We start from the raw sequence: 24,918 nt of genomic DNA, 5'->3' as shown, positions 1-24,918 counted from the left end.
AAAATATTAATTTAATCTCTGTAAAACGAAGAAAAATATTCAAACCAGTAATTTTAACTAATTAAAATTACTGGTTTTTGTTTTGCCAAAATAGAAAATAATTATTTAGACTTACAAAAATTACTTTGTTAAAAATTTTTGTAATGTTTGAAATGGCGATTTATTTTGTAATGATGAGTGACTACGTTCAAAGTTATAAAAGTAATAATATTTATTTAAATAATGTTGGAGTTCATTTTGATTTAATTTTTTATCCGTAGCATAAAATAATTTGGTATAATGTTGGTGGAATCGTTCAATCTTTCCGTTGCTCTGAGGCGAGCGGATTGGTGTGGTTTCATGAACAATTCCGTTTCTTGAAAGAAAGGTTGTAAAAGGCCTTTCTTTTACTTTGTATGATTTTTTATTACTTCAGTTAGAAGTAGTAAATTCAGGAGCATTATCAGTACGAAGGCGTTTAATGGTTATGCCAAGCTCGCTAAAATCTTTCATTGCTCTTTGTACGGCATTAATTGCGTTATTGGTTCCTAAACTATCATAAACATAACCAAATACTATCCGTGTTATTTCGTCAATGAAATCATAAATGTAATACTTTTTATCAACCGGAAAATTTGATGTGGTAATAATTTTAGCATCCATTTGTAAAAGACCAATCTCGGAAACTTCATAACGCTTAAAATGGCGTTTTGTTTGTTTAATTTGTTGTTTTAATTCTTTTCAGCGAGGGTCAGATTTAATTCAACGATAAAAAGTTTTGATGTTTTTAGGAACTTCTGAATTTTTAATATCGTGAAAACCGATTTTTAAATTGTTAAATAAAGACCACATTCCACCGGCTTGAAGATTTTTGTAATCAAAATATAAATCACATACTTTTTCACGAGAATTTAAACTATATTGATAATTAAGATTTTGTGGTTTTGTAGTTTTAAACAATAACAAATCTAAATTGTCAGAATAATAAGCAGTCATAATTTTTTCCGCCCAACGATAAAAGGTTTTCGTTGCATTCTTAAAATATTTTTTAATAAGTTTTGTTAAAGTAGTTTCTTCAATATAGAAATAAGTACATAAATTTAAATAGTTAGTAATGCGTTTTTTAGTTTTATAGTAATAAGGATTACGGCAATTAGCACTTAGTCAACTTTGGATTTTTGCTTTTAAATCCGCTAAATCAGCTTGAGAAATAATATATTTCATTTTTTAAAACTCCTTAAATTGAGAAAATCGTATTTTTTTAATACGATTTTCAATAATATTTATTAAATTACTAAATTAATGAGGCATTTCGGCAGAAAAAGATATTACGCCTCATTCTTGACGATAATTTTTATTAGAAAATGTAATTTTAACATCAACAAGTTTATCAATAATATATCTATCATAAGGAGTGTTACCAAAATTACCGCTAACTTTTTTTGCATTAGATTTATAAAAGTTTTGAACCTCCTGTCTAGTTGAATAACCATCATATCTAAAACTGTGAGAATCAAACTCAGTCCACACATGTATATCAGGAACAACATTAGAAGGCAATTGACTTTTAACATCATCAATATTTATAAACATAGTTGGACCCCCGTTAATTACCGTTAAATAGCTATTTGAAATCTCGGAAAATGAGAAATCATATTTTTTAAAATCGTTGCTATTTTTACTACAACCAAAAATAAACATTACACATATTAAATTTAAAGCTGATAAAAATTTTCGCATAAAGAAAAATCCTCCTTTCAAAGGAATTATATTAGACTTGGTACATAACCTTTAATTTTATCTACTATTTTGATAATATTATTTCCTAGGTGAAGTATAAATGTTAGATAAATACAAAGACGAAAATGGGGGCGCATAAAGTTTTGTTAGGTAGGTAAAGATTTGAATAATTTTGAAAGAAAAGCAACTAAAAATTTATTACCTTTTTACTTGAAAAATAATTAATAAAACAAAATATTTAATATTAACAAACATATTCTTAATAAAAGGTTATAAAAACTAAGTAAAATGCTTATAAAAACAACATTAAAATAATTTTTTACAACAAAAATCATACATAAGAAATATATACTTAATTTGCATATTGAAATAATTTATAGTAAATGACTATTTTTTCTTTTTTAAAAAATACCTAAGAAAACTAAACGCGACCAAACATTTAGGATATTATTAATTATTCAAAATGAAGAAAATAAATTATATCAGTCATTTCCAAAATTAGAAAACTTCATTATTATGAACAATTAAGAATAATTCGTGAAGCAAGACTACTCCAAGAAATTCAAAATGGATGGATTGACAAGAGTATGAATACAATTAATAAGTTAACAGAATTAAAAATAAGAAAAAATCAGAAAATGGCACAAAAAAATGAAATTATTACTGAAATTAAAAATCGCCAAGAACATTTAATGAAATTAGAAAATTATAAAAATGAACTATATAATAACTTAACTTCTGCTGAGCAAACAAGAATAAAGGAAGAAATGTTAAAATCAATGCCATCAGCACCAATATTGCCAGATAATATGATTAATAAATTAAATGATATAACAATACAATAAATTTTCACATTAAAATAATATTATTTAAAATTCTAAAAATATGATAATATTAGTATATAAAGATATAGTAAAGGTAATAAAAAAATGAATAAAAACTTATTAAAATTAAACAATATTGTTTTTAATCTTGATGTTAATAGTCAAGATGATGTTTTTAATGAAATTGCTCGTTTAGCTGCTAAAAATAATATTATTAACAGTCAAGATAATACTATTTTAATTACAGCACTAAAAGCAAGAGAAGCTTTAACATCAACAGGAATGGGTGCCGGTTTAGCAATTCCGCATGCCCAAGATGATGTCATTAAAAAACCAGCAGTAATGTTTTTGCGTTTTAAACAAAAAATGGATTGAAAAGCAATTGATGATCAACCTGTACAAATGGCAATTGTTTTACTTGTTCCTAAAATTCAAGCTAGTGATTTACACTTAAATATTTTAAGTTCCATTGCTCAAAGATTATTAGATGAAAAAGTTAAAGAAATTTTAACAAATAGTCTTAGTAAAGAAGAAATTATTAATGCTTTGTTTTGCGAAGAAGCTAACGAACCAAAGATAGTATCAAAACCAACAAATATTTTAGCCATTACTGCTTGTCCAGTTGGTGTTGCTCATACTTATATTGCTGCTGACAAGTTAAAACAAGCAGCAAAGAAGTTAGATTATGGCATTAATGTGGAAACTCATGGAGCAGCGGGAGTTAAAAATTCATTTACTAATGAAGATATTGCTAATGCTGATGCAGTTTTAATTGCATCTGATATTGGCGTTGATTTAAGTCGTTTTGCTAATAAAAAAATTTTACAAGTTAAAGTAAGTCAAGCAATTAAAAATCCTGAACAATTATTAATTGATGCTTTAAATAGTAATAAAGTATTGTCTGCAATTAATTTTAGTACTAAAAATAAACAAAATAATAGTTCTATTTTAAAACACTTTATGACCGGTGTTAGTTATATGGTACCTTTTGTTATTTTGGGAGGGATTTTAGTTGCACTATCTATTAGCTTAGCAAAAATTATTACAGGAAACAATAATGCTACCCCTAATGATATTGAATTTTTAAAATATTTAAATATTATTGGAGCTAGTGCCATGTATTTAATGATTCCTATTTTAGGTGGTTTTATTGCTTATTCAATTGCGGGTAGGGCTGCTTTAGTGCCAGCAATGGTAGCATCATTAATAGGAAACGAGGGAAATAATTTTTTTAAGTTTTTTAAAGTAAATATTATTGACTCAGTTACAAATAAACCAATTGATATGGTACCAATGGGTTTTGTTGGTGCATTAATCGCTGGATTAGTAGCAGGATATTTAGTAAAATGAATTAATTCGTGAAAAGTACCACAATCACTATCAGCAGCCATTCCAATTTTTGTTATTCCCATTTTGGTTGGAGGATTGTTATCTTTAACATTTATTTTTGTTATTGGTGCCCCAATTTCTTATGTTATGACTTGAGTGCAATATGGTTTATCCTGAGTTTATGGTAATCAAAATATTGGCTTAGGAATTGCCTTTGCAATGGGGTTATTAATTGGAGCAATGGCAGGATTTGACATTGGTGGTCCAATTAATAAAGTTGCTTTCTTTACTGCTAGTACATTAGTTACAATGAAAATTTATCAACCAATGGGAACAATAGCAGCCGCTATTCCCGTAGCACCGCTTGGAATGGGTTTAAGTACAATAATTTTTCGTAAATATTTTGATGCTGAAAGTCGACAAGCAGGAATTGCCTCATTAATTATGGGAACAATTGGTATATCTGAAGGTGCAATTCCTTTTGCAATTAGGGACCCTAAAAGAGCTATTATTGCTAATGTTATTGGCTCATCAATTGCTGGTGGATTAGCGGGAATTTTTTCAATTCAAAATTATGCCCAACATGGAGGACCAATTATGGCATTCCTTGGCGCCGTTCCATATGGGTCACAAACAGCAATTTTCTTAATTATCATTGCTGTTGGAACCTTAATAACTTGCTTTTCATATGGACTATTACTAATGATAAAAAATAATGAATTAAATTTAAAAAAATATAATTTTATGAAATATACTACTTGATTTAAAAGAGGGAAATAATTAATGTCACAAATTTTAAAATTAAAACCGCAATTTCTTAAAAAAATATGAGGCTCTCATCGCCTTCAAAATTGAGGATATGATATTAATAATGAAACAAATATGGGAGAAGCTTGAGTAATTAGTGCTTTAGATTCAAATCCTACTGCTATTATAAACGGTTCATTTCAAGGACTAACATTAAAAGAGTTTTATGAAAGAAATAAAAATTTATTTAATTTAACTTATAATGAATTTCCATTATTAAGTAAGATTATTACTAGTGATGATTATTTAAGTGTTCAAGTTCATCCCAATGATGAATATGCTAAAACTCATCATCAAAGTCTAGGAAAAGCAGAGTGTTGATATATTCTTGATTGTCCCAAAGATGCTAAAATTATTTATGGTCATAACGCTAATGATAATCAACAATTAACAACAATGATTAATGAAAAGCAATGAAAGCATTTTTTAAAAGAAGTTGCCATCGTTCCCGGAGATTTTTTATATGTTCCGCCTGGTAAAGTTCATGCGATAACCCCCGAAGTTACAATTTTTGAATTACAACAATCTTCTGACATTACTTATCGTCTTTATGATTTTGATCGTAAAGATGATGAAGGAAATTTACGAGCATTACATTTAAAAGATAGTTTAGCAACAATTACTGTTCCTGATACTAACTTAGATGTTATTCATCGCGAAAATGGATTATTAGTTAATAATGAATATTTTTCATTACATTTAATTAATAATTCATTGCCAACAACTTACGATTTTAATGAAACTAAGTGATTACAATTAACAGTTGTTAGTGGAGCAGGAACAATTAATGATGAACCTTTTAAAATGGGTGAATCAGCAATCATTTTAGATGATAAAATAATGCAATTAACAATTACGGGAACAATAAAATTACTAGTTAGTTATTGTAAATAAAATTTTAAAAAATAATCAATCACTTGATTATTTTTTTATTATTCTTTGATATCATAATAATTAAGGAGAGTGCTTAATTGTGAAATTTTCAATATTATTTAGTATTATAGGAACTTTATTAGGAAGTAATAGTGTTGTAGCTACAATAATAAATAGTAAAAATGATTATTTATTATTTTCTAATAACGATACTAATATTAATTCTTGATATAAAAATGTTAAAACATTAATAAACGAACAATTAGAAGTTGTTCAAGACCCTAATTTAACAAATGAATACCGGTTAAATGAATTTATTCGTTTGCAAAATGAAATTGATGTTTTAGTTACAAAAATTAAAAACTTACAAATTCAAATTTTTCAAGATTTATCAATTAATAAGGTAAATAAACTAAAATACTTAAATGATTGAAAAACTAAATTAAAAACAATAATGACACAGGTGAAACATAATCGGTTAATAATATCTAATTTATTAATTTTAGGAAACTATGAACGCGAGCAAATGTTAATCATCATTAGTAATATGATAATGAATCTTGATAAATATATTATGACTTTAAATGATGAAGAAGAAATAAATGAAGAAGAAGATTTTAATGACCTTATTATTAAAGTAAAAAAATTTTTTGAAATTGAATATGATTGAAATTTTACGGCTAATCATATCCAAGCAAATGTTATTAATAAAATAAATCAAGAACTTAAAAATTATTTAGGTAATGATAGTAAAGTTGTGCAAGTTAAATTATGAAATTATTTTGATGAAAATAAAAATTTAAACTCAGGAACTCAAAAGATTTATTGTAATGGTTTATATTAATTAATATATTAATTAATATAAACCATTACAATAAAATTAAAAAATATTGGTTTATCAGATTTTGAAATAATGACAAAAGTAAAATCGTTATTTAGTCAATCATTTTCTTTTGAACAACATTTTTTAACAACTAGTCATATCAGAAGCAATGCTTATCAACTAGCATTAAAATTAGCTAAGAATATTCATTCGAAAATTCAATTATTTCATAGTTCGCAAAATATTAATGAAAAACTTAAAAAGAATGATAATCATTTTAATATAACAATTAAAGTTGGTATTTTACAAACACAACTCCAATTTAAAATTACTGAAGTTAAAATCATGCATATTTGATTAGATAAATTATTAAATACGCATCATAATTTCTTTTTATTGAATATTTTAGGACAACAATGTTTAGAGAAAGTTTTACGAACCGAAAAAAAACAAATGATATCTAATTTTTTCCTAACCCATATGCAATGAAATCCTCAAATTAAACTTAGTGAAACTGGCAAATCATTTTATCTTGAATTTAATAATGAACAGTTTTGAGTTTGAAGACTTAGTTATGAAACTTTAACTATTCTTGTTATTAAACTGAAATAGAATTGGGCGCATAAAGTTTTGTTAGGTGGGTAAAGATTTGAATAATTTTGAAAGAAAAGCAACTAAAAATTTATTACCTTTTTACTTGAAAAATAATTAATAAAACAAAATATTTAATATTAACAAACATATTCTTAATAAAAGGTTATAAAAACTAAGTAAAATGCTTATAAAAACAACATTAAAATAATTTTTTACAACAAAAATCATACATAAGAAATATATACTTAATTTGCATATTGAAATAATTTATAGTAAATGACTATTTTTTCTTTTTTAAAAAATACCTAAGAAAACTAAACGCGACCCCACCATTTAGGTATTCTTAATAAATTTAATTTCTTATGATATAATTTTAATTGTAAATTTATTTTTTAAAATATTTTAAGGAACGATTTGCAAAATGGAAAGAACAGATACTAAAAACATTGAAATAAAAACGAATAATGGTAACAGTAAAGGTAATTCTTCCAAATTTACTATTAGTTTTGACCACAAATGAACAAGATGATTATTTATAATTTTAATTTGTTTAGTAGTTCTTTTATTATTAAAACTTACGGGTGCTGATCAAATTATTCTTAATGTTATTTTAGCTTTTATTCCGTTAGGATTAGCTATGATTTGAGGTTTGAATCCGTTAATTTATCGTTTGATTAAATTAAAGTTTAATAAAACTGTGGCAAAATATTTAACTTTTTTTATTTCTCTAATAATTGGTATTTTTATTATTGTTTTTTTGCTTTGATTATTTATTGACCAATTTGTAAGTTTTATTAGTCAGTTCTTAGGTGATAGTACAGTTATTAAAGAAAGATTAGATAATTGAAAAGGTACAGGTGTTGATCAAAATAAATCACTTTTATCACATATCTTTGGTTTTGCTTATGATACAGAAACTGAACAATGACGATTACAAACTAATGTTGATTGAACACCAATAAAAGATAATTGACAAGACATATTAGGTCAAATTAAAACTAAAGCACTTATTGATAAAAAAGGTGCTTGGGAAATTTTATTAACAAAATTACGCAATGACTATGGTATTTATTTGGATTCAACTAATAAATTTGTTGTTGATTATTTGCGCTACTTAAAACAACCATCATTAGATAGTGTTAGTGAATATTTTAAAAATTTATATACTGAAATCAAAGCATGGTTAATAGCAAATAACATTACTATAGATGACAATGATTTAAATATAGTAAATGAAGTTGTAATTAATAATGCAAAAATTGGTGATGCTTTTGATGGTAACAAATTAGGGAAAATGTATCAGTTACTATTTAGTTTTGGCGCCACAGCACAATGATTTTTTTCAGCAACTTTTTTAGTTGATATTATTAATACAATTTATGGTTATACAACAGCCTCCAATTTAACTAATATTTTTCTTAATCGCTATTTTTGAACGATAGCTAGTATTTTTTATGGTTTATTTATTACGATTATGATTACAATGTTTTTGTTAGGTGGCGATAAATCATTTACTAATTTTTTAAAAACGCAATTAATTCCTGGGAAAAATATTAAACGCAAAGAAATTATTGCTAATGCTTTGCAAAAATCTTTATTTGGTTATGGTCGCGGAATATTAATTGATATGAGTTATATGTTTACTTTTACAACTATTATGATAGTTATTGCTGGTTATGTGGCGGGTGGTTCCACATATAAAAGTTCTTTTGCGGTATTAGGTTTATTTATGACTTTTGCTAATATTGTCCCTTATGTGGGACCATTTATTGGAATGGTTCCCATTGCTTTAGCGGGAGTATTAGATGCTTTAGTAGCACCATCAGGAACAAATGAATTAGTTAGTTGGGTACCAATGATTGTTGCTGTAGTTGGTGCATTTATTGTTCAATTAATTGAAAATGCTTTTGTTTATCCAAAAGTTTTTGGACGAGTAACCAAATTACATCCGGTGACAATATTAATGGGAATTTCTATTTTTGGGGCAATTATTGGTATTTGAGGAATGATTATTGCGGTACCAACAATAGCAACAATTAAAGCAGTTGCTAACGATATTTATAATAAGAAATTGCTTTTATAAATTTTAAATTAAAGGGGTATAAATTAATGAAATACTTAACAACTAGTGAGATTAGACAGAAATTTCTTAATTTCTTTATTAAAAATGGTCATTATGCTTTACCTAGTGCATCATTAATTCCTGTTAATGACAATTCATTATTATGAATTAATTCTGGCGTTGCAGCCTTAAAACCGTATTTTGATGGTAGAAAAGCTCCACCTCATCAACGATTAGTAAATTCACAAAAGGCCTTGCGAACTAATGATATTGAAAATGTTGGTTACACAGCAAGACATCATACTTTATTTGAAATGCTAGGTAATTTTTCAATTGGTGATTATTTTAAAAAAGAAGCTATTGTTTTTGCTTGAGAATTTTTAACTAGTAAACAATGATTAGGTATTGATGCTAATAAACTGGTTGTTACTGTTTTTCTAGATGATACTGATACCATTAAAATTTGAAAAGAAGTTATTGGTTTAGATTCAAGTCTGATTATTTTAGGGAGTCGTGATACCAACTTTTGAGATATGGGTCAGGGTCCTTGTGGTCCAAATACGGAAATTTTTTATGATCGGGGAACTGCTTGAGATAAAGAAAACTATGGTTTGAAGTTATTGCAAGATGATATTGAAAATGATCGTTATTTAGAAATTTGAAATATTGTTTTTTCAGACAGTAATAATGATGGGCAAGGTAATTATCATGATTTACCTCGTAAAAATATTGATACAGGAGCAGGTTTAGAACGATTAGCTTGTATAATCCAAGAAGTACCTACTAATTTTGAAACTGATTTATTTTTACCGATAATTGAAGGCATTACTAAATTAGTTAAAGTTTCTTATGTTCCAAATAATATTTTTGAAAAACCTAATGAACAAACAAAAATTAATGTTGCCTTTAAAGTTATTAGTGACCATATTAGAGCGGTTTCTTTTGCTATTGGTGATGGTGTTTTTCCTAGTAATAAAGATCGCGGTTATGTTATTCGCCGTTTAATTCGTCGAGCAATGGTTTATGGTCATAAATTGAACATTAATGAACCGTTTTTATATAAATTAGTTATTATTGTTGTTAACTTGATGAAAGATTATTATCCTCATTTAGAAGCAAAACAAGAGATTATTACTAGTACTGTTAAAAAGGAAGAAGAAAAGTTTTTTAATAATCTAAAACAAGGTCTTAATCATTTTAATGAAATGCTAATTGAAGAAAAAACAATTACGGCTGAAAATGCTTTTAAACTATATGATACTTATGGTTTTCCGATTGATTTAACTATTGAGTTAGCAAGTGAAAAAAAAATTACTATTGATTTAGTAAGATATAATGAATTATTAGAAGAACAAAGAAAAGATGCTCGTAATGCACGAAGTAATCAACAAATTGAAGCGATGGATATGCAAAATAAATTATTATTAGATTTAAAAATCCCTAGCATTTTTATTGGTTACGAAGTAGAAGAAAATCCGCAAGCTAAAGTCGTAGCTTTATTTTATGGTGAAGAAATGTTAACATCAGTTAAAGATGATATTGTTGATGTGATACTTGATGCCACACCATTTTATGCTGAAAAAGGTGGTCAAGCTAACGATACAGGAATAATTAGTAATGCCACAATGCTTGGTGAAGTTATTGATGTCAAATTAGCACCCAATAAGCAACATATTCATCGGATCCAAGTTAACGGTACTTTAAAAACTAATGATATTGTTTGTGCTGTTATTAATCATCATCATCGTAATTATGGAATGAAAAATCATTCGGGAACTCATTTATTGCATTCAGCGATTAGAGAAATTTTAGGTGCTGATGCCATGCAAATTGGTTCATTTAATAACTATCAATATTTACGCCTAGATATTGCTTACAATAAAGAAATTACAACCCAAAATTTACAAGCTATTAATGATTTAGTTACTAAATGAATTGCACAAAATGATAGTTGTGAAATTTATATTACTAGTTATGATGAAGCAATTAAAATGAATGCTATGGCTTTTTTTAACGAGAAATATGACAAAGAAGTTCGTGTTGTTAAGTTTGGTAATTATTCTATTGAATTATGTGGGGGAACACATGTTAAATATACAGGTGATATTGAACAATTATTAATTACTAGTATTGAATCCAAAGGAACTGGTATTTATCGTTTTCAAGCTTTAACATCAAAACAAACAATTAATAATTATTATGATGAACAAATTAAAGATTTAAAAACAAAAAGTGCTGAAAAATTCGCAAAATATAATAAAAATTTATTAACAGATAGTTATCTTGAACAACTATTTAATACCATTACTAGTATGAATAATATTAGTAATGATATATGAAAACAATTGCGTACATTATATTATGAACTTCAAATTGCTTTTAAAAAATGAGAAAAAAAAGCTGAACAAAAACTAATTAAAGAACAAATTAATCAATATCAAAATCTGGAAATTATTTCATTGCCAACATATAATATTTTAATTTATCAATTTAATGATCTTGCGATTGCTACTTTAAAGTTATTAGCGGATAAATATCGGTTATTAGATAATAAATTAGTAATTATTTTTACTAATAAAAATATTAATACAAAAAATTCGTTATTAGTAGTTGTTAGTGAATCTTTAATTAAAGAAGGATTAAGTGCCGTTACAATTGTTAAATCTTTAACAAAACAATGTCAAGGTTCTGGTGGCGGAAATATGCAATTAGCTTTAGGTGGATTTAATAATGAAATAAAAATGCAAGAATTATTACAACAATTAAAACAAGAAGATGCGTTATGAAATATTTAGGCTTAGATGTGGGTAGCAAAACAATTGGTTTAGCTATTGGTCAAGGAATTATTAGTTTATCAAAAACAACAATTAATTTTCCTGAATATAATTTTTCTCAAGCTATTAATTTAGTATTACAATTTATTAAACAAGAAAATCCTGATATAATTATTGTTGGTCATCCCTTAAATATGAATGGAACTAAAAGTACAACAACAATAATGGTTGAAGATTTTGTTTTGCAACTAAAAACAAAAACTAATTGCGAAATTATTTTATGAGATGAAAGATTAACATCACGATCGGCTAATCAAATAATGTTAACTGCTAATGTTTCACGGAAAAAACGAAAAATGAATAAAGATAAATTAGCAGCTCAATTAATTTTACAAAACTATTTTGATTATTTACAACATCTTGCAAAAGCAAAAAAAGACAAATAATATATATTTATAATACATATTGAATAAAGGAGACAAAGTAATGGAAAATAATAACAATAATGAAATTTTGTTAACTAAAGAAGGTAAAGAAGAATTAAATCAAGAATTAAATGAGTTAATCAATATTATTCGTCCACAAGTAATTAAAGAATTAGTTGAAGCGCGAAACCAAGGTGACTTATCAGAAAATGCTGAGTATGAATCAGCAAGAAATCGCCAAGCTGAAGTTGAAGGTCGAATTAAAGAAATTGAAGATACTTTAGCACGAGCTAAAGTTATTGCTACTGATCGTCAAGGAACTAAAACCATTAGAATTGGTTCAATAGTAACTATTCTTAATTTAGAAACTAATGATAAATCAACATTTAAAGTTGTTGGTACTGTGGAGGCTGATCCTTTTGAAAATAAAATTTCTAATGAGACTCCCTTAGTTAAAGCCATTTTTGATCGTAGTGTTAATGATATTGTTGAAATTAAAGGTAAAGAAACAAAATATAAAGTTAAAATTTTAGAAATTGGAAAATAAAATATTAAATATTAAAAATTTAAAGTAGTGGATTTTTGGAGTGATATCGTGAAGTTAACTGTTCTGACAAATAAAAGTGGTACTTTGCAAATTAGTCAATTAGTTATTAAAAAATTATTAATTTCATATTTAAAATCATTTCCAGCATTAGATATTCAGAGAAAAAATATTAAAATTAATTTTTTTAGTGAGCAATGAGTGGTATCAATAGTTTTAAAAGTAAATAAAGAGACAAATTTAGAAACTCTTTGCGAGCATTTGCAAAACCACATTATTAATAATATTAATGAATCAATATTGATTAAACCCAATAATATTCACTTTATTGTCAGTGTTGCCAAATAAGGGGTTAAGTAGATGTTTGTTCTTTTAAAAAACTCTTTTCGTTCTATTAAGAAACGATTTTTACAATATATTGGTTTACTAATTTTGCTGGTGCTAGCAATTAGTATTTTTAGTGCCATGTTTGCTAACAATCAACAAATTACATCAAAGTATGATTTAATCTATAAAAATTCTTTGCGACCAACACATCGTATTTCTAATCCCTCAGAATTAAAGTTAATTAATGATAGTAGCAATACAACTATTGATTTAACAGAACACACTAGCATTCCTTTTGAAAATAATAATGCTAAATTAATGCTAATGTTAGCAAAACTTGAAAATGAAGGTTTTAATTGTCAAATTGAAAATCAAAATAAACAAGAGCCTTTTATTGATCCAATGCTTTGTTCAATCCATTTAATTGTCACCACTCAAAATAAAGATAGTGATAAAGTTCCACTTCGTGAAACTAGCATTCGTAATTGGCGAATTTTAATGGCAACAAACTCTCAAAATATTAAAAGTTCATTATTTTTTAAAGGACGCATTCAAAATAATAATGGTCAGGAATTTGATATTGTTCCTAGTTTTGATTTAGAAAATATTGGATTAATTAATAATAATCCTGTTAGTATTGTTAAAGGACGAATTCCGATAAGAAATGATGAAATTGTTATTAGTGAGACTTATAGTTATGTCCATAATATTAAAATTAATGATTCATTTATAATTAAAAATAATAAATTTATTGTTGTCGGTATCGGAAATAGTTATACAACAAAGTTTATTCAAAAAAATAGTTTAATTCAAACAGTAATTCCCGAACAGTTAAGTCCTAAAGATAATGGCGTAATTTATACTACCCTTGATCTTTTATTTGATGATCATTTTCGTAATGATACTAAAAGTAGTTTTGAAAATTCTAATATTTATTTAACAATTAGTGGTGATGAAGTTCAAGCTCAAAAAGATATTTACAAGCAATTAAAAGAAAAAACTTTAATTGAAGATGTTAATAAGAATTTTATTAAAGTTATAAGTGATGAATTAATAAGTAATTTAATTATTCAAAGTATTGTTTTTATTGCTTTAACTTTTATTTCAATGTCAGCATTAGTTTTAATTGTATCTTTTTTTATTCGTAAAGAAATTAATGACCAACGCACTCAAATTGGAATTTTAAAATCATTTGGTTATAAAGGTTGACAAATTTCGTTTAATTTTATTGGTTCAATTTTTATTATTACATCTTTAGCGGCTATTTTAGGATTTGGCATTTCATTATTATTTCAAAAGCAATTTTCAGGAGCAATGTTAATTTATAATTTTGGCATTGTAACGATTTATTTTGATATTAAAATTTTATTAATATTTTTTATCTTTTTACCATTGTTATTTACTTTTGTTTGTTGAAGATTAACAACCTTTCTTTTACGAATGCCCGTACTACAATTAATTTATGCTTCCAATAGTAGTAAAGGTTATTTAGCAGCACATTTTTTTAAATCATTAGTAGTTAAATTTCCGTTTTCATTTCGTCTTTCAGTAGCTTTTTTTACTAAATCATTTGGAAAATGATTAGTAAGTGGTAGTATTTTGTTATTAGCTTCGTTTATTTTATTTTTACAATATTTAACTGTGGATACAATGAATCATAAAATTGATAGTTTTCATTCCGAATGAAAAGTTGCTGGCAGTAACAGCTATAATGAACAATATCGTAATATTACTGATTATGACCAATTTAATGCTAACAATACAAAACAATCGGCAACGACTGCTTATTTTTACAATATTTAACTGTGGATACAATGAATCATAAAATTGATAGTTTTCATTCCGAATGAAAAGTTGCTGGCAGTAACAGCTATAATGAACAATATCGTAATATTACTGATTATGACCAATTTAATGCTAACAATACAAAACAATCGGCAACGACTGCTTATTTTTACAATCAACAATATGAGTATATTGCTTTACAAGATATAATTGGTTCTCAGACATCTAATATTTATAACCACAATTCAAATAGAGAATTTGCATATTATCTCGTTGATTGACAAGATGAAGAAATAAAACCTGATACTAAAAAAGCAACTATTTATCGTGTTTTTAATTGTAATATACCACAGACTTATGACAAGTACAAGCAGTTTTTAAAAAGGGATGGATTTATTTTTTTATTTAAAATTTTTATAAATAACGACAAATTCTAAGGAAGTTTTTAAAAATAGTTTATAATTAAATTCCAAGGCAAAGAGACTGCAGATTAATTTTTGGAGCAAGGAAAGGGTGTTAATTTTATTAATTAGTAAAAATTCACGAAAAGGAAATTAATTAATATGAAAAAATTTTTAAGTTTATTAAGTGTATTAACAATTAGTGGAACTGCGATGCCGTTATTAATTGCTGCCAGTCCTAGTACTTATCAAATGAAACAAGAGTTATTAAACAAAAAAAATAATCATTCTTTTGAACTTAGTTCAGCTGTAATTCCACATAGTTATGATTCATATGAATATGATTCATATGATTTAACAGAAATATTTGGATTTACAAATTGAAATGATTTTAATTCAACTTATAACAGTATTAAAATTTCCAATGTTAATATAAATTTTCATAGACATGATAATAATGGAAAAATTGAAAAAAATATTTTTATAAATTTTAATTTTGATGGTTTTTCGGATCACAATAGAAATGTTGAAGAAGAACGTGAAACTGTTGTTTGAGGTGGTAATCCAACAAAAGCATTAACACCAATTAAATCAATGACAACGATGAAAGATGCTTTTCACAAAGGGGCATCCCTTCTTGCTGGTAGAACTAATTATTCAACTTTATTTGATGAATCTATTAATTATAAATTAACTCGTCATAGCGCGAAAGTAAAATTTAGTGTTATAAAATATATTAAAAATAATCATTTAATGTTGGGTGTTTTATATCTTGCTGAATTATATAGTGTTGGAGGTATTGTTAGTTCTACTTTAGAAATTAAACAAGATAGTTCAATTGAGTTTTATAAGTCATAAAAAAATATTAAAAATTTATAAGAAATAATTATTCAAACTTCTAGAAACTACTTTGTTAAAAATTTTTGTAATGTTTGAAATGGAGTTTTAGTATTTAATGATGAATGAGGACGTTCAAAATTATAAAAGTAATAATATTTGTTTAAATAATGTTGAAATTCATTTTGATTTAATTTTTCATCCTTAAAATTAGAGTAAAATAATTTGGTATAATGTTGGTGGAATCGTTCAATCTTCCCATTAGATTGAGGCGAACGAATTGGTGTTGTCTCGTGAATGATTCCACTTTTTGAAAGAAAGGTTGTAAAAGGCCTTTCTTTTACTTTGTATGATTTTTTATTACTTCAGTTAGTGGTAGTAAATTCCGGAGCATTATCAGTACGAAGGCGTTTAATGGTTATGCCAAATTCACGAAAATCTTTCATTGCTCTTTGCACAGCATTAAGGGCATTGTTAGTTCCTAAACTATCATAAACATAGCCAAATACTATGCGTGTCATTTCGTCAATGAAATCATAAATGTAATATTTTTTATCAACCGGAAAATTTGTTGGGGTAATAATTTTAGCATCCATTTGTAAAAGACCAATCTCGGAGACTTCATAAGGTCGCGTTTAGTTTTCTTAGGTATTTTTTAAAAAAGAAAAAATAGTCATTTACTATAAATTATTTCAATATGCAAATTAAGTATATATTTCTTATGTATGATTTTTGTTGTAAAAAATTATTTTAATGTTGTTTTTATAAGCATTTTACTTAGTTTTTATAACCTTTTATTAAGAATATGTTTGTTAATATTAAATATTTTGTTTTATTAATTATTTTTCAAGTAAAAAGGTAATAAATTTTTAGTTGCTTTTCTTTCAAAATTATTCAAATCTTTACCCACCTAACAAAACTTTATGCGCCCACTTCATAACGCTTAAAATGACGTTTAGTTTGTTTGATTTGTTGTTTTAATTCTTTTCAACAAGGGTCAGATTTAATTCAACGATAAAAAGTTTTAATATTTTTCGGAACTTCCGAATTTTTAACATCACGAAAACCGATTTTTAAATTGTTAAATAAAGACCACATTCCGCCAGCATGGAGATTTTTGTAATCAAAATATAAATCACATACTTTTTCGCGAGAATTTAAACTATATTGATAATTAAGATTTTGTGGTTTTGTAGTTTTAAACAATAACAAATCTAAATTGTCAGAATAATAAGCAGTCATAATTTTTTGTGCCCAACGATAAAAGGTTTTCGTTGCATTCTTAAAATATTTTTTAATAAGTTTTGTTAAAGTAGGTTCTTCAATATAGAAATAAGTACATAAATTTAAATATGCAGTAATGCGTTTTTTAGTTTTATAGTAATAAGGATTACGGCAATTAGCACTTAATCAACTTTGGACTTTTGCTTTTAAATCTGCTAAATCAGCTTGGGAAATAATATATTTCATTTTTTTAAACTCCTTAAATTAAGAAAACCGTATTTTTTAATACGATTTTCAAACATATTTATTAAAATTGCTAATTAATTAGGTATTTCGGCATAGAATGAAGTTATATATCAAATTTGTACTAACTGAGATTGTATTAATTGAAATTTAATTTTTACATTAATAATTTTTGGAATTGTTATTAGTATACCCTTATTATCTATACCATTACTTTTATAAAAATTAAGAACACTTTCAATATTATCTTGACCTTTTAAAAATAAGTTTTTATTTTTCAAATCGTTAGGTAAAATATCATTTGGGAAATAAAGTCTATAACTATCTTCTGTTGGCGAATTAAGTCATAGTTCACTATTTAAAATTTCAGCAAAGACTAATTCATATTTTTTAAAATTATCAGTAGTTGCAATATTATTACTTCTACATCCAAAAATAAACATTACACATACTAAATTTAAAGCTGATAAAAATTTTCGCATAAAGAAAAATCCTCCTTTCAAAGGAATTATATTATAAAAAATAATGACAATATTTAAGAGAACTTTTTTAATATCATTAATAAGATTGCTAATGGCACTACAAATTCAAGTAACATCTGAAATGCTGGAATAACTTCAAATACCGGAAAGGCGGTTTTGGTAAAATTAATCGTTGTTTTGGCAATATCGGCAAGGGGGCGAATTAAAAGATTAATCCCAGAAAGACCAAGTAATCAGTTCAACATGCTAACAGAAGCGTGCTGAATACCACAAGATATGGCACTAAATAAACCTCAATAAGAACAGTTGGGTGTAGGGATTAAGTCATCCCCATATTACCACTTGTTCCACCACCAACAAAAGCTGTTGAATTCAAAATGTTAAAATCGTATAAAGAATAATGATATTCAGTGCTTTCGTTTTTCTTTTTATATAGTGGAAAAGTCAGTGTAAAAATATTAATCCCGTACATCACATCGACTTTAGCGTTATAAAAATGCAGTTTATTACTAGTAGCGTTTCATAATTGGTTATCATACGCTTTTAAAACATTAAAATCTATTTGATAAGAACTTTTGCCAGTATTAAAACCATTGGCAATTTGTTTATCTTTAACAAAGAAATAAGAACGAAAAATCATATTCTTACTATTTTCGATTGTTGAACCAAAATTAATTAAATATTGTTTGGGATAAAAAGTAATTAAGGAACGATAGAAAAAACCCATTTGTAAAACATTTTTAGGAATTTGTTGCATCCCTTTGTAATCTAATTCTACATAAGTAGAGGCGTCCATATCAAAACTCGCATAAAAGAATTGTACGAAAAAACCACCTAAAATTTTATAAATTTTATCAAATAAATCATTAATGAAATCAATAGTTAAATCTTTTTGATAATGAAGCATAAAATCTTTAAAATCAAATTTTAATTTATCATCATAGCGTAAAAAATGGAAGGTATTACCATAATAATTAACTTGTCCAAAAAAGGTATCAATAAAATCTCCTCCAAAACTTGTTCGCGAGCCAAATTTTCAAAGCAATTTACCATTTTCTAAAAACTCATTATTACCCATAATACTACCATGCTCAGTTTTTATAGTAATAACATCACCAAAACTAGAAAAGGAAAGTTCTCTAAAAATAACTTTTTCAATGAAACCAGACGGATATGAATTTTTGCGACTTAAACTAAATTTACTATTTTGTTTAAAACCATTTAATTTAATTGAAATTTCACTCATATATTTAAAATTATCGTCAAAAAAATTAAAAATTGGAACTCAATATAAATAACTATAATTAAATTTATCAAAATCTCGGCGTTGTATCATCAAATAGTCTAACTTATCTTGAAACTGAGTATATTGATATTCACCATCATTTTTAGTTATTTCCGTAGGTAACGGTTGCTCGTTATCTTTTTCTGGTAAAGGAGGTATTTCGGCATAGAATGAAGTTATATATCAAATTTGTACTAACTGAGATTGTATTAATTGAAATTTAATTTTTACATTAATAATTTTTGGAATTGTTATTAGTATACCCTTATTATCTATACCATTACTTTTATAAAAATTAAGAACACTTTCAATATTATCTTGACCTTTTAAAAATAAGTTTTTATTTTTCAAATCGTTAGGTAAAATATCATTTGGGAAATAAAGTCTATAACTATCTTCTGTTGGTGAATTAAGTCATAGTTCACTATTTAAAATTTCAACGAACTCCAACTCACAACTTTTACCACATTGACTAGGATTGGTGGCTCGTTTTTGTCGTTTCATAAAGGAATGTTCCATATTAGGTTTTGGTGGTTGTTTTGTATCAAAGAAGGCGCCTAGGGGGACTAAACCAATAAACATTATAATAAATCAAGAAATAATCTTATGCATTTCATCACGTCTTAAAACTCTTTTTTATCGCTTTAAAAGCATCAGAAAATTTATACTGTTGATGTTGCGGACATTCACAATTAGCAACTTGTTCTTGATGTTTTTTAAAAACTTTATTAAAGTAATAACCCCTAATAATTAACTTAATACCAGTTATTAGCAGATAAACGATTAATAATCAAAAATACATTTTAAAAACTAGATTTTGAAAATCAAACGATATAAACCCTTTAAAGAATTCATCCCTTTTAATTTGAAGGGTCGTTAAAAATATTCAAATTATAGTAATAACACTATGAAGTATAATAAAAAAATGTATAAAACCTAAAACGTTTTTAAATCATTTAATACCTAATATTTTCTTTAATTTTTTCATTTTTTAACTCCTTAAAATTAAATATATTGTTGATAAAATACAAATCGTTCCTAAAATTTGGAAAATCGGATGTTGAGAAAATAACCTTATCATTGGTTTAAACAAATCTAAAATTTTAATATTATTTGATAGAACTTTATTAAAATATTCTAAACCCTCACGCACATAGGCTCATAAACCTAAAAAGTCATTTAAAACAAAAATAGAAAAAACAGCAACAAGAATAAATAAAATTATCAATTTAAACATTTTAAAAACCTACCTTTTTATTCGCCGTCCATGTTGATTAACTCACGGTCTATTTTTAGGACTATTACCACTGAATTTCTTAATTGGACCACTAGATGATTTTTTCTTAGCTCCTCAATTAGCAACTGATTTTTGATATTTTTTACGAAAACCAACTTTTGGTCGTTCAATATGAATACCTAAAATACCACCAATTACAAGATTTATTACAAGCATAATTAGCGGAAAAATAATAATGCGAATATCTGTTCCGGGAATGGTTAAAGTTCAAATTAAATCAAAAACTTTATAAAACATATCGCCAATCAAACTAGCCATTTTTTCTAAGTTTTCCATTTTTAAACTCCTTTACTTGTTTTTCTTCTTCAGATTATTTTTTAACTTAGTAAGTATCTTGCTAAATTTTTCCATTTTTAAATATTCTAATGCTTCAATATCCATTACATTATCATTTCAAAATTTATGTTGATAATTATCATTCAAAGCACGATTACTTAATTCACGCAAGAATGATAAATATTTATTATCGTAAAGATTTAAGATTGACATCGGAATTTTCAATTTAAAGAAATAAATGTCTAATTCTGGAATGCTACGATACTTGATTTTGCGACCTTTTTTATCATTTTTTGCATTAATTAGCGTTAATCGTCATTGTTCGTATTCGCTTACGGATTTAAAAGTACCATAAATAACTTGCAAATAGGGTCGAAAGATACTAACTGGTTTTTTTCTAATACCAACAATTATTGAATTCGCAATATCACGAACTTTAACTCATATATGTTCGGCTCGTTGCCCGCTCGCTAGTACAATATGGGTAAATTGCCGAGCTGAAGCAAAATATTCTTGTAAACCTTGGGTTACTCTATCATTTTCTTTATAGTCAGTTCCTTCTAAAAATAAGTTAGTTTCATCTCATAACAGCAAATGCTTTTCTTCTAATATCGGATAATTATAATCTAATAAAGACATATGCCCTAATGAAAGCATTTGTTTATCCGTAATCGGAAAAGTAGAAATCGTTTTTCAACCACTTAATAAGTAAGAAGCTAAAACCATTAAAGCGGTTTTTCCAGTTCCTAAGGCACCAATTACTAAATTTAAAGGTGAATTTAATAAGAAATTAATAAAACTACGGCGAGCAAAAAAATGAGAAATTTTAGTATATAAAACATACAAAGCAATTAATAAATAAATAATATCAAATAACATTCGTCAACTTTGAGGATTATAATAATACAAAATCGCACCATAGAATCACGCAATAATAAATAAAGTGCGATTTAAAGCGACAAAATCATATAATCTTAAATTTATTTTCTTAAACAATAGCATCATTTTAGTCACACTTTCTTTATTTTTATTACTATCTGCCGGGCATTAATTTTTCAAACATTTTGAAAGCAATTAAAAATAAACCAATAATTACTCCAAGCAAGAAAACTCAATATGTAGCAAAAAAATTAACAACATTAGGCATATTACCACCAATAATATCAGTTCAAATATTACCAAATGCTTTAATTAATGCTTTTCATAAGTTAGTAACCGCTTGTTCGCCAGTGACAGCCACAGGCGTGGTCGCTTCTGCTAAGAAAGTTCCAATCATATAATCACCCCCTTTCTAAACAAAATATGATTTAACCTTATAAAATAAAATAACCATAAATAAAATAATGAATACTAATACCATTCAAAAAGCAATGTTTGCTATTAAAAGTCAAAGTAGTTCTTTGGTTAAATCAATTTCTTTACCGGAAACTCACGACGGAATAACTTTAATTTGAATAAATAAATCCCAAAAATACAATTTTGTCATTTCTCAATCTAAATCTTTTCAAGCAACTAAAAACATAATAATTACCGTTTAAAAGGTCAAAAGAGTAGAAAAATAATGGCTGAGAAAAGCATTACAATTATCAAAATTGAAAACAAAAATACAACTTGGGGCGGTAAATCGGCAGTTGGATAAATTAATTCAATTAACTCAATAATTATTTTTTTAAACATTTTATAAACCTACTTTTTAATTTCTTTTTCATCTTGTTCTAACAAATTTCGCTTAAATTTTGCAATAAATATTCGTTGTGCATAAATAAAATCTTTTGGTAGCTGTTTTGCTTCACTACCATATTTCTTTTTATCTTTAAAAAACCGATAAATATTAACTGCAATATAATATGCTAGTAATAATGTTAAAATCGTAAAAAACACTAGTCCAAATATACTCACCTTTCTTTTCTCCTTAATTTTCTAATTAATTTATTTTTTTAAATAATTATGTTCAACAAAATCAACACAAAGTCAATTATCACCAACTAAATCAGTTCTAACAGATTCAACTGCAGATTTAGACGCTCAAATTTTTTGTTCTAATCCGGTTTTTTTTATTAATAAAATATATAAACTCTTGACAATAATCTTTACCAGGCTCATCTACATTAACTCACATTTTCATTTTTTAAACTCCAAAATTAATTTTTTTACTACATTAAATCAAAAAATGCAATAACTTAGTTAAATAACTCAAACTAACATTGATAATTAACGGGCGGAGCATACGCTTTCCGCACCGTTTAAACACCTTAAAAACCAACCTAAATTTTTTTAAACTATTTTTTTTTACCTCTATTCTTAAAATGCCTTAAAACACCTTTAAAATGAATTTTTAAAATAATTAAAACTTACATCCTTTTTAGCAATCTCTTTCTCCGCAACAAAAAAATGTAGAAACCATATACATATGACAAGATTTTGTTTTCTACAAACTTTTAGGGGGTGTTTTCTTTTGGCAGTAATATTTTGTATTGAATGCGACAACGAAAGTTATGTTGTTGGTAATAAAAATACAGTTGGAATCTGTAATTCTTGCGATGAAAAGGGTTTTTAAATTTTGAAAGGAACGATAGATTATAAAATATGTCGCTGGTGTTTACATCTATTTAGTGATAAACGATATTTGCATGTTGCTTGTGAGAAAAAATTTATTAATCATATTAAAAAAATTTTAAAAAATAAAAGTAAAAGGAATTTAAAAAATAATGTTTAAAGTTAAATTAGTTAGTATAAAAAGAAAAATATTTAAAAATAAAGATGGCTCTATGATGTCAGGTTATTCTGCCGAATTTTTGCGTTATGAAAATGACTTATTTGAGCCTACCGGCGAACAAAAGGCTTTATGAATTGATGATAACAATCTAGAACAACAAGAAATTTATAAACTGTTAAAAGAAAATGTTAAATCATTTTTTAGTTGCGAATTAACTTTTGAAAAAACCCCCAAAATAGTTAACTTGCAAAAAATTGAATTATCAAAAAATCAAAAAAACTTGTCCAGTTAATTGATAATCACTTTGGTCTGCGAAGCGGTGCGGAAGGCGTATGCCCCGCCCGCTAGCGGGTTAGTCGGCGAAGCCGACTATTACTTGATTAAATAACACAACTGGCGAAAATCTAAAACGGGAGCATAAAATATGAATTTACAACCTCAAAATCCGACTGATTTTTATATGAAAACCATTTATTACGGGCAATATATTCGCAATATTGTTATGCCTTTAGAACGCATCAAAGCAAATACTCGTAATGCTACTGGAGTCAAAAATAAAGGTAATTGTGATACAAAATTGCTTAATAGCAATATTCGTGCAAAATCTAATGTCATTCGGAAGGCATATCATAATTTTTGAGACTGTAAAAAACTTACATTCTTAACGCTTACTTATGCTGATGTTAATGAATTTGATATTAGAAAATGTAAGAGTGATTTAAATAAATTTTTTAAAAAATTAAAATACTGATTTAAAGTTAAAAATAAAAATATTAAGTACTTGTATACCTATGAATATCAGAAACGAAGCGTTATTCATTTTCATATTTTAATCACCGAAAAAATACCTCATAAAATTATTTTACAATTTTGACCTTATGGAATTAATAAAAATATTAGAGTTCGTGAAAACACTAATGAAATGGTTGTAAAATATTGCTCTAAATATATAACTAAAAATGTCCTGAACGAAAAATCATTAAACCAGTATGACTTAAATATCAAGGCTTATCAATTCTCATATAATTGTCAAAATCCCATTACTAGAAAACAAGTATTTACCGACACTTTGAATAATATTGTTAATCGAACTGTAAATTCTGAATTTGTAAAATACTTAAAATCAACAGTTAATAAATTTAAAACCAAAATGTGCGGAGCAATCTATGAATTTAAAAATATTAATTATATAGACTTTGAAAGTGCAAATTATGCTTCATTAGAAAGTTTAAGATTTAGAAATCAACTAAGAAAAATGAAACATTAGGAGT

31 protein-coding genes are annotated in these 24,918 nt (G+C 26.0%); 16 read left to right on the top strand and 15 right to left on the bottom strand.

The window, feature by feature from the left end; genetic code table 4:
• Positions 1-120: 120 nt before the first annotated feature.
• Together AAHF53_RS02380 and AAHF53_RS02375 are read right to left on the bottom strand one after the other, a co-directional pair.
• Positions 121-1,203, bottom strand: coding sequence for a DDE-type integrase/transposase/recombinase (locus tag AAHF53_RS02380; RefSeq protein ID WP_342189464.1), 1,083 nt, complete (start codon positions 1,201-1,203; stop codon positions 121-123).
• 75 nt (positions 1,204-1,278) lie between these two features.
• Positions 1,279-1,719, bottom strand: a complete 441-nt coding sequence (locus AAHF53_RS02375; protein WP_342189465.1) for a hypothetical protein — start codon at positions 1,717-1,719, stop codon at positions 1,279-1,281.
• Between the two features lie 587 nt (positions 1,720-2,306).
• Between AAHF53_RS02375 and AAHF53_RS02370 the strand changes: the two genes are divergently transcribed.
• From AAHF53_RS02370 to AAHF53_RS02310, 13 genes are all read left to right on the top strand, one after another.
• Positions 2,307-2,564: a hypothetical protein gene (locus AAHF53_RS02370; protein ID WP_342190120.1), complete on the top strand. Its 258-nt coding sequence runs from the start codon at positions 2,307-2,309 to the stop codon at positions 2,562-2,564.
• 84 nt (positions 2,565-2,648) lie between these two features.
• A complete protein-coding gene (locus AAHF53_RS02365; protein WP_342190119.1) occupies positions 2,649-4,652 on the top strand; it encodes a fructose-specific PTS transporter subunit EIIC in 2,004 nt (667 codons plus the stop codon).
• Between the two features lie 3 nt (positions 4,653-4,655).
• Entirely contained in the window at positions 4,656-5,573 is a 918-nt protein-coding gene (locus AAHF53_RS02360; protein ID WP_342190118.1) for a type I phosphomannose isomerase catalytic subunit, read from the top strand.
• 79 nt (positions 5,574-5,652) lie between these two features.
• Entirely contained in the window at positions 5,653-6,396 is a 744-nt protein-coding gene (locus AAHF53_RS02355; RefSeq protein ID WP_342190117.1) for a hypothetical protein, read from the top strand.
• Between the two features lie 69 nt (positions 6,397-6,465).
• On the top strand, positions 6,466-6,987 hold the full coding sequence (locus AAHF53_RS02350; protein ID WP_342190116.1) for a hypothetical protein: 522 nt from the start codon (positions 6,466-6,468) through the stop codon (positions 6,985-6,987).
• Positions 6,988-7,390: 403 nt separating this feature from the next.
• The gene (locus tag AAHF53_RS02345) at positions 7,391-9,052 is read left to right on the top strand and encodes an AI-2E family transporter (protein ID WP_342190115.1); all 1,662 of its coding nucleotides are present in this window, start codon (positions 7,391-7,393) and stop codon (positions 9,050-9,052) included.
• 26 nt (positions 9,053-9,078) lie between these two features.
• On the top strand, positions 9,079-11,826 hold the full coding sequence (gene alaS, locus AAHF53_RS02340; RefSeq protein WP_342190114.1) for an alanine--tRNA ligase: 2,748 nt from the start codon (positions 9,079-9,081) through the stop codon (positions 11,824-11,826).
• Positions 11,814-12,251 (top strand): Holliday junction resolvase RuvX, encoded by a 438-nt coding sequence (gene ruvX / locus AAHF53_RS02335; RefSeq protein WP_338967206.1) that lies wholly within the window; start codon positions 11,814-11,816, stop codon positions 12,249-12,251. The genes alaS and ruvX overlap by 13 nt, the downstream gene beginning before the upstream one ends.
• Before the next feature lie 40 nt (positions 12,252-12,291).
• The gene (gene greA / locus AAHF53_RS02330) at positions 12,292-12,777 is read left to right on the top strand and encodes a transcription elongation factor GreA (protein ID WP_338967205.1); all 486 of its coding nucleotides are present in this window, start codon (positions 12,292-12,294) and stop codon (positions 12,775-12,777) included.
• Positions 12,778-12,825: 48 nt separating this feature from the next.
• Positions 12,826-13,122, top strand: coding sequence for a hypothetical protein (locus AAHF53_RS02325; RefSeq protein WP_342190113.1), 297 nt, complete (start codon positions 12,826-12,828; stop codon positions 13,120-13,122).
• A 12-nt stretch (positions 13,123-13,134) separates the two neighbouring features.
• A complete protein-coding gene (locus AAHF53_RS02320) occupies positions 13,135-14,904 on the top strand; it encodes an ABC transporter permease (RefSeq protein WP_342190112.1) in 1,770 nt (589 codons plus the stop codon).
• 11 nt (positions 14,905-14,915) lie between these two features.
• On the top strand, positions 14,916-15,323 hold the full coding sequence (locus AAHF53_RS02315) for a hypothetical protein (protein ID WP_342190111.1): 408 nt from the start codon (positions 14,916-14,918) through the stop codon (positions 15,321-15,323).
• 126 nt (positions 15,324-15,449) lie between these two features.
• A complete protein-coding gene (locus AAHF53_RS02310; protein WP_342190110.1) occupies positions 15,450-16,145 on the top strand; it encodes a hypothetical protein in 696 nt (231 codons plus the stop codon).
• A 47-nt stretch (positions 16,146-16,192) separates the two neighbouring features.
• Here AAHF53_RS02310 and AAHF53_RS02305 read toward each other — a convergent pair whose 3' ends face one another.
• The 13 genes from AAHF53_RS02305 to AAHF53_RS02245 form a co-directional block, all read right to left on the bottom strand.
• On the bottom strand, positions 16,193-16,720 hold the full coding sequence (locus tag AAHF53_RS02305; RefSeq protein WP_342190109.1) for an integrase core domain-containing protein: 528 nt from the start codon (positions 16,718-16,720) through the stop codon (positions 16,193-16,195).
• Positions 16,721-17,045: 325 nt separating this feature from the next.
• Positions 17,046-17,594 carry a hypothetical protein gene (locus tag AAHF53_RS02300; RefSeq protein WP_342190108.1) on the bottom strand — a complete coding sequence of 183 codons (549 nt, stop codon included), beginning with the start codon at positions 17,592-17,594 and terminating at the stop codon, positions 17,046-17,048.
• A 74-nt stretch (positions 17,595-17,668) separates the two neighbouring features.
• Positions 17,669-18,073: a hypothetical protein gene (locus AAHF53_RS02295; protein WP_342190107.1), complete on the bottom strand. Its 405-nt coding sequence runs from the start codon at positions 18,071-18,073 to the stop codon at positions 17,669-17,671.
• A gap of 53 nt (positions 18,074-18,126) precedes the next feature.
• Positions 18,127-18,318, bottom strand: coding sequence for a hypothetical protein (locus AAHF53_RS02290; protein ID WP_342190106.1), 192 nt, complete (start codon positions 18,316-18,318; stop codon positions 18,127-18,129).
• A 74-nt stretch (positions 18,319-18,392) separates the two neighbouring features.
• On the bottom strand, positions 18,393-19,970 hold the full coding sequence (locus AAHF53_RS02285) for a hypothetical protein (RefSeq protein WP_342190105.1): 1,578 nt from the start codon (positions 19,968-19,970) through the stop codon (positions 18,393-18,395).
• On the bottom strand, positions 19,963-20,160 hold the full coding sequence (locus AAHF53_RS02280) for a hypothetical protein (protein ID WP_342190104.1): 198 nt from the start codon (positions 20,158-20,160) through the stop codon (positions 19,963-19,965). The genes AAHF53_RS02285 and AAHF53_RS02280 overlap by 8 nt, the downstream gene beginning before the upstream one ends.
• 189 nt (positions 20,161-20,349) lie before the next feature.
• Complete coding sequence (locus AAHF53_RS02275) at positions 20,350-20,595, bottom strand: hypothetical protein (RefSeq protein WP_342190103.1); 246 nt, start codon at positions 20,593-20,595, stop codon at positions 20,350-20,352.
• Between the two features lie 9 nt (positions 20,596-20,604).
• Complete coding sequence (locus AAHF53_RS02270; RefSeq protein ID WP_342190102.1) at positions 20,605-20,931, bottom strand: hypothetical protein; 327 nt, start codon at positions 20,929-20,931, stop codon at positions 20,605-20,607.
• 12 nt (positions 20,932-20,943) lie between these two features.
• Positions 20,944-21,933 (bottom strand): hypothetical protein, encoded by a 990-nt coding sequence (locus AAHF53_RS02265; protein WP_342190101.1) that lies wholly within the window; start codon positions 21,931-21,933, stop codon positions 20,944-20,946.
• Between the two features lie 31 nt (positions 21,934-21,964).
• Entirely contained in the window at positions 21,965-22,207 is a 243-nt protein-coding gene (locus tag AAHF53_RS02260) for a hypothetical protein (RefSeq protein WP_342190100.1), read from the bottom strand.
• A gap of 15 nt (positions 22,208-22,222) precedes the next feature.
• The gene (locus AAHF53_RS02255; protein WP_342190099.1) at positions 22,223-22,453 is read right to left on the bottom strand and encodes a hypothetical protein; all 231 of its coding nucleotides are present in this window, start codon (positions 22,451-22,453) and stop codon (positions 22,223-22,225) included.
• 164 nt (positions 22,454-22,617) lie between these two features.
• Positions 22,618-22,830, bottom strand: coding sequence for a hypothetical protein (locus AAHF53_RS02250; protein ID WP_342190098.1), 213 nt, complete (start codon positions 22,828-22,830; stop codon positions 22,618-22,620).
• 30 nt (positions 22,831-22,860) lie between these two features.
• Positions 22,861-23,034, bottom strand: coding sequence for a hypothetical protein (locus tag AAHF53_RS02245; RefSeq protein WP_342190097.1), 174 nt, complete (start codon positions 23,032-23,034; stop codon positions 22,861-22,863).
• 457 nt (positions 23,035-23,491) lie between these two features.
• Here AAHF53_RS02245 and AAHF53_RS02240 point away from each other — a divergent pair, with 457 nt between their 5' ends.
• The 3 genes from AAHF53_RS02240 (at position 23,492) to AAHF53_RS02230 (ending at position 24,914) form a co-directional block, all read left to right on the top strand.
• On the top strand, positions 23,492-23,647 hold the full coding sequence (locus AAHF53_RS02240; protein ID WP_338966990.1) for a hypothetical protein: 156 nt from the start codon (positions 23,492-23,494) through the stop codon (positions 23,645-23,647).
• Positions 23,640-23,939 (top strand): hypothetical protein, encoded by a 300-nt coding sequence (locus AAHF53_RS02235; RefSeq protein ID WP_338966992.1) that lies wholly within the window; start codon positions 23,640-23,642, stop codon positions 23,937-23,939. The genes AAHF53_RS02240 and AAHF53_RS02235 overlap by 8 nt, the downstream gene beginning before the upstream one ends.
• 132 nt (positions 23,940-24,071) lie before the next feature.
• The gene (locus AAHF53_RS02230) at positions 24,072-24,914 is read left to right on the top strand and encodes a rolling circle replication-associated protein (protein WP_342190096.1); all 843 of its coding nucleotides are present in this window, start codon (positions 24,072-24,074) and stop codon (positions 24,912-24,914) included.
• Positions 24,915-24,918 lie beyond the last annotated feature (4 nt).

The organism is Spiroplasma endosymbiont of Dilophus febrilis (assembly GCF_964030685.1).
Classification (GTDB): domain Bacteria; phylum Bacillota_I; class Bacilli_A; order Mycoplasmatales; family Nriv7; genus Nriv7.
This window is presented reverse-complemented; position numbering and strand designations above follow the sequence as displayed.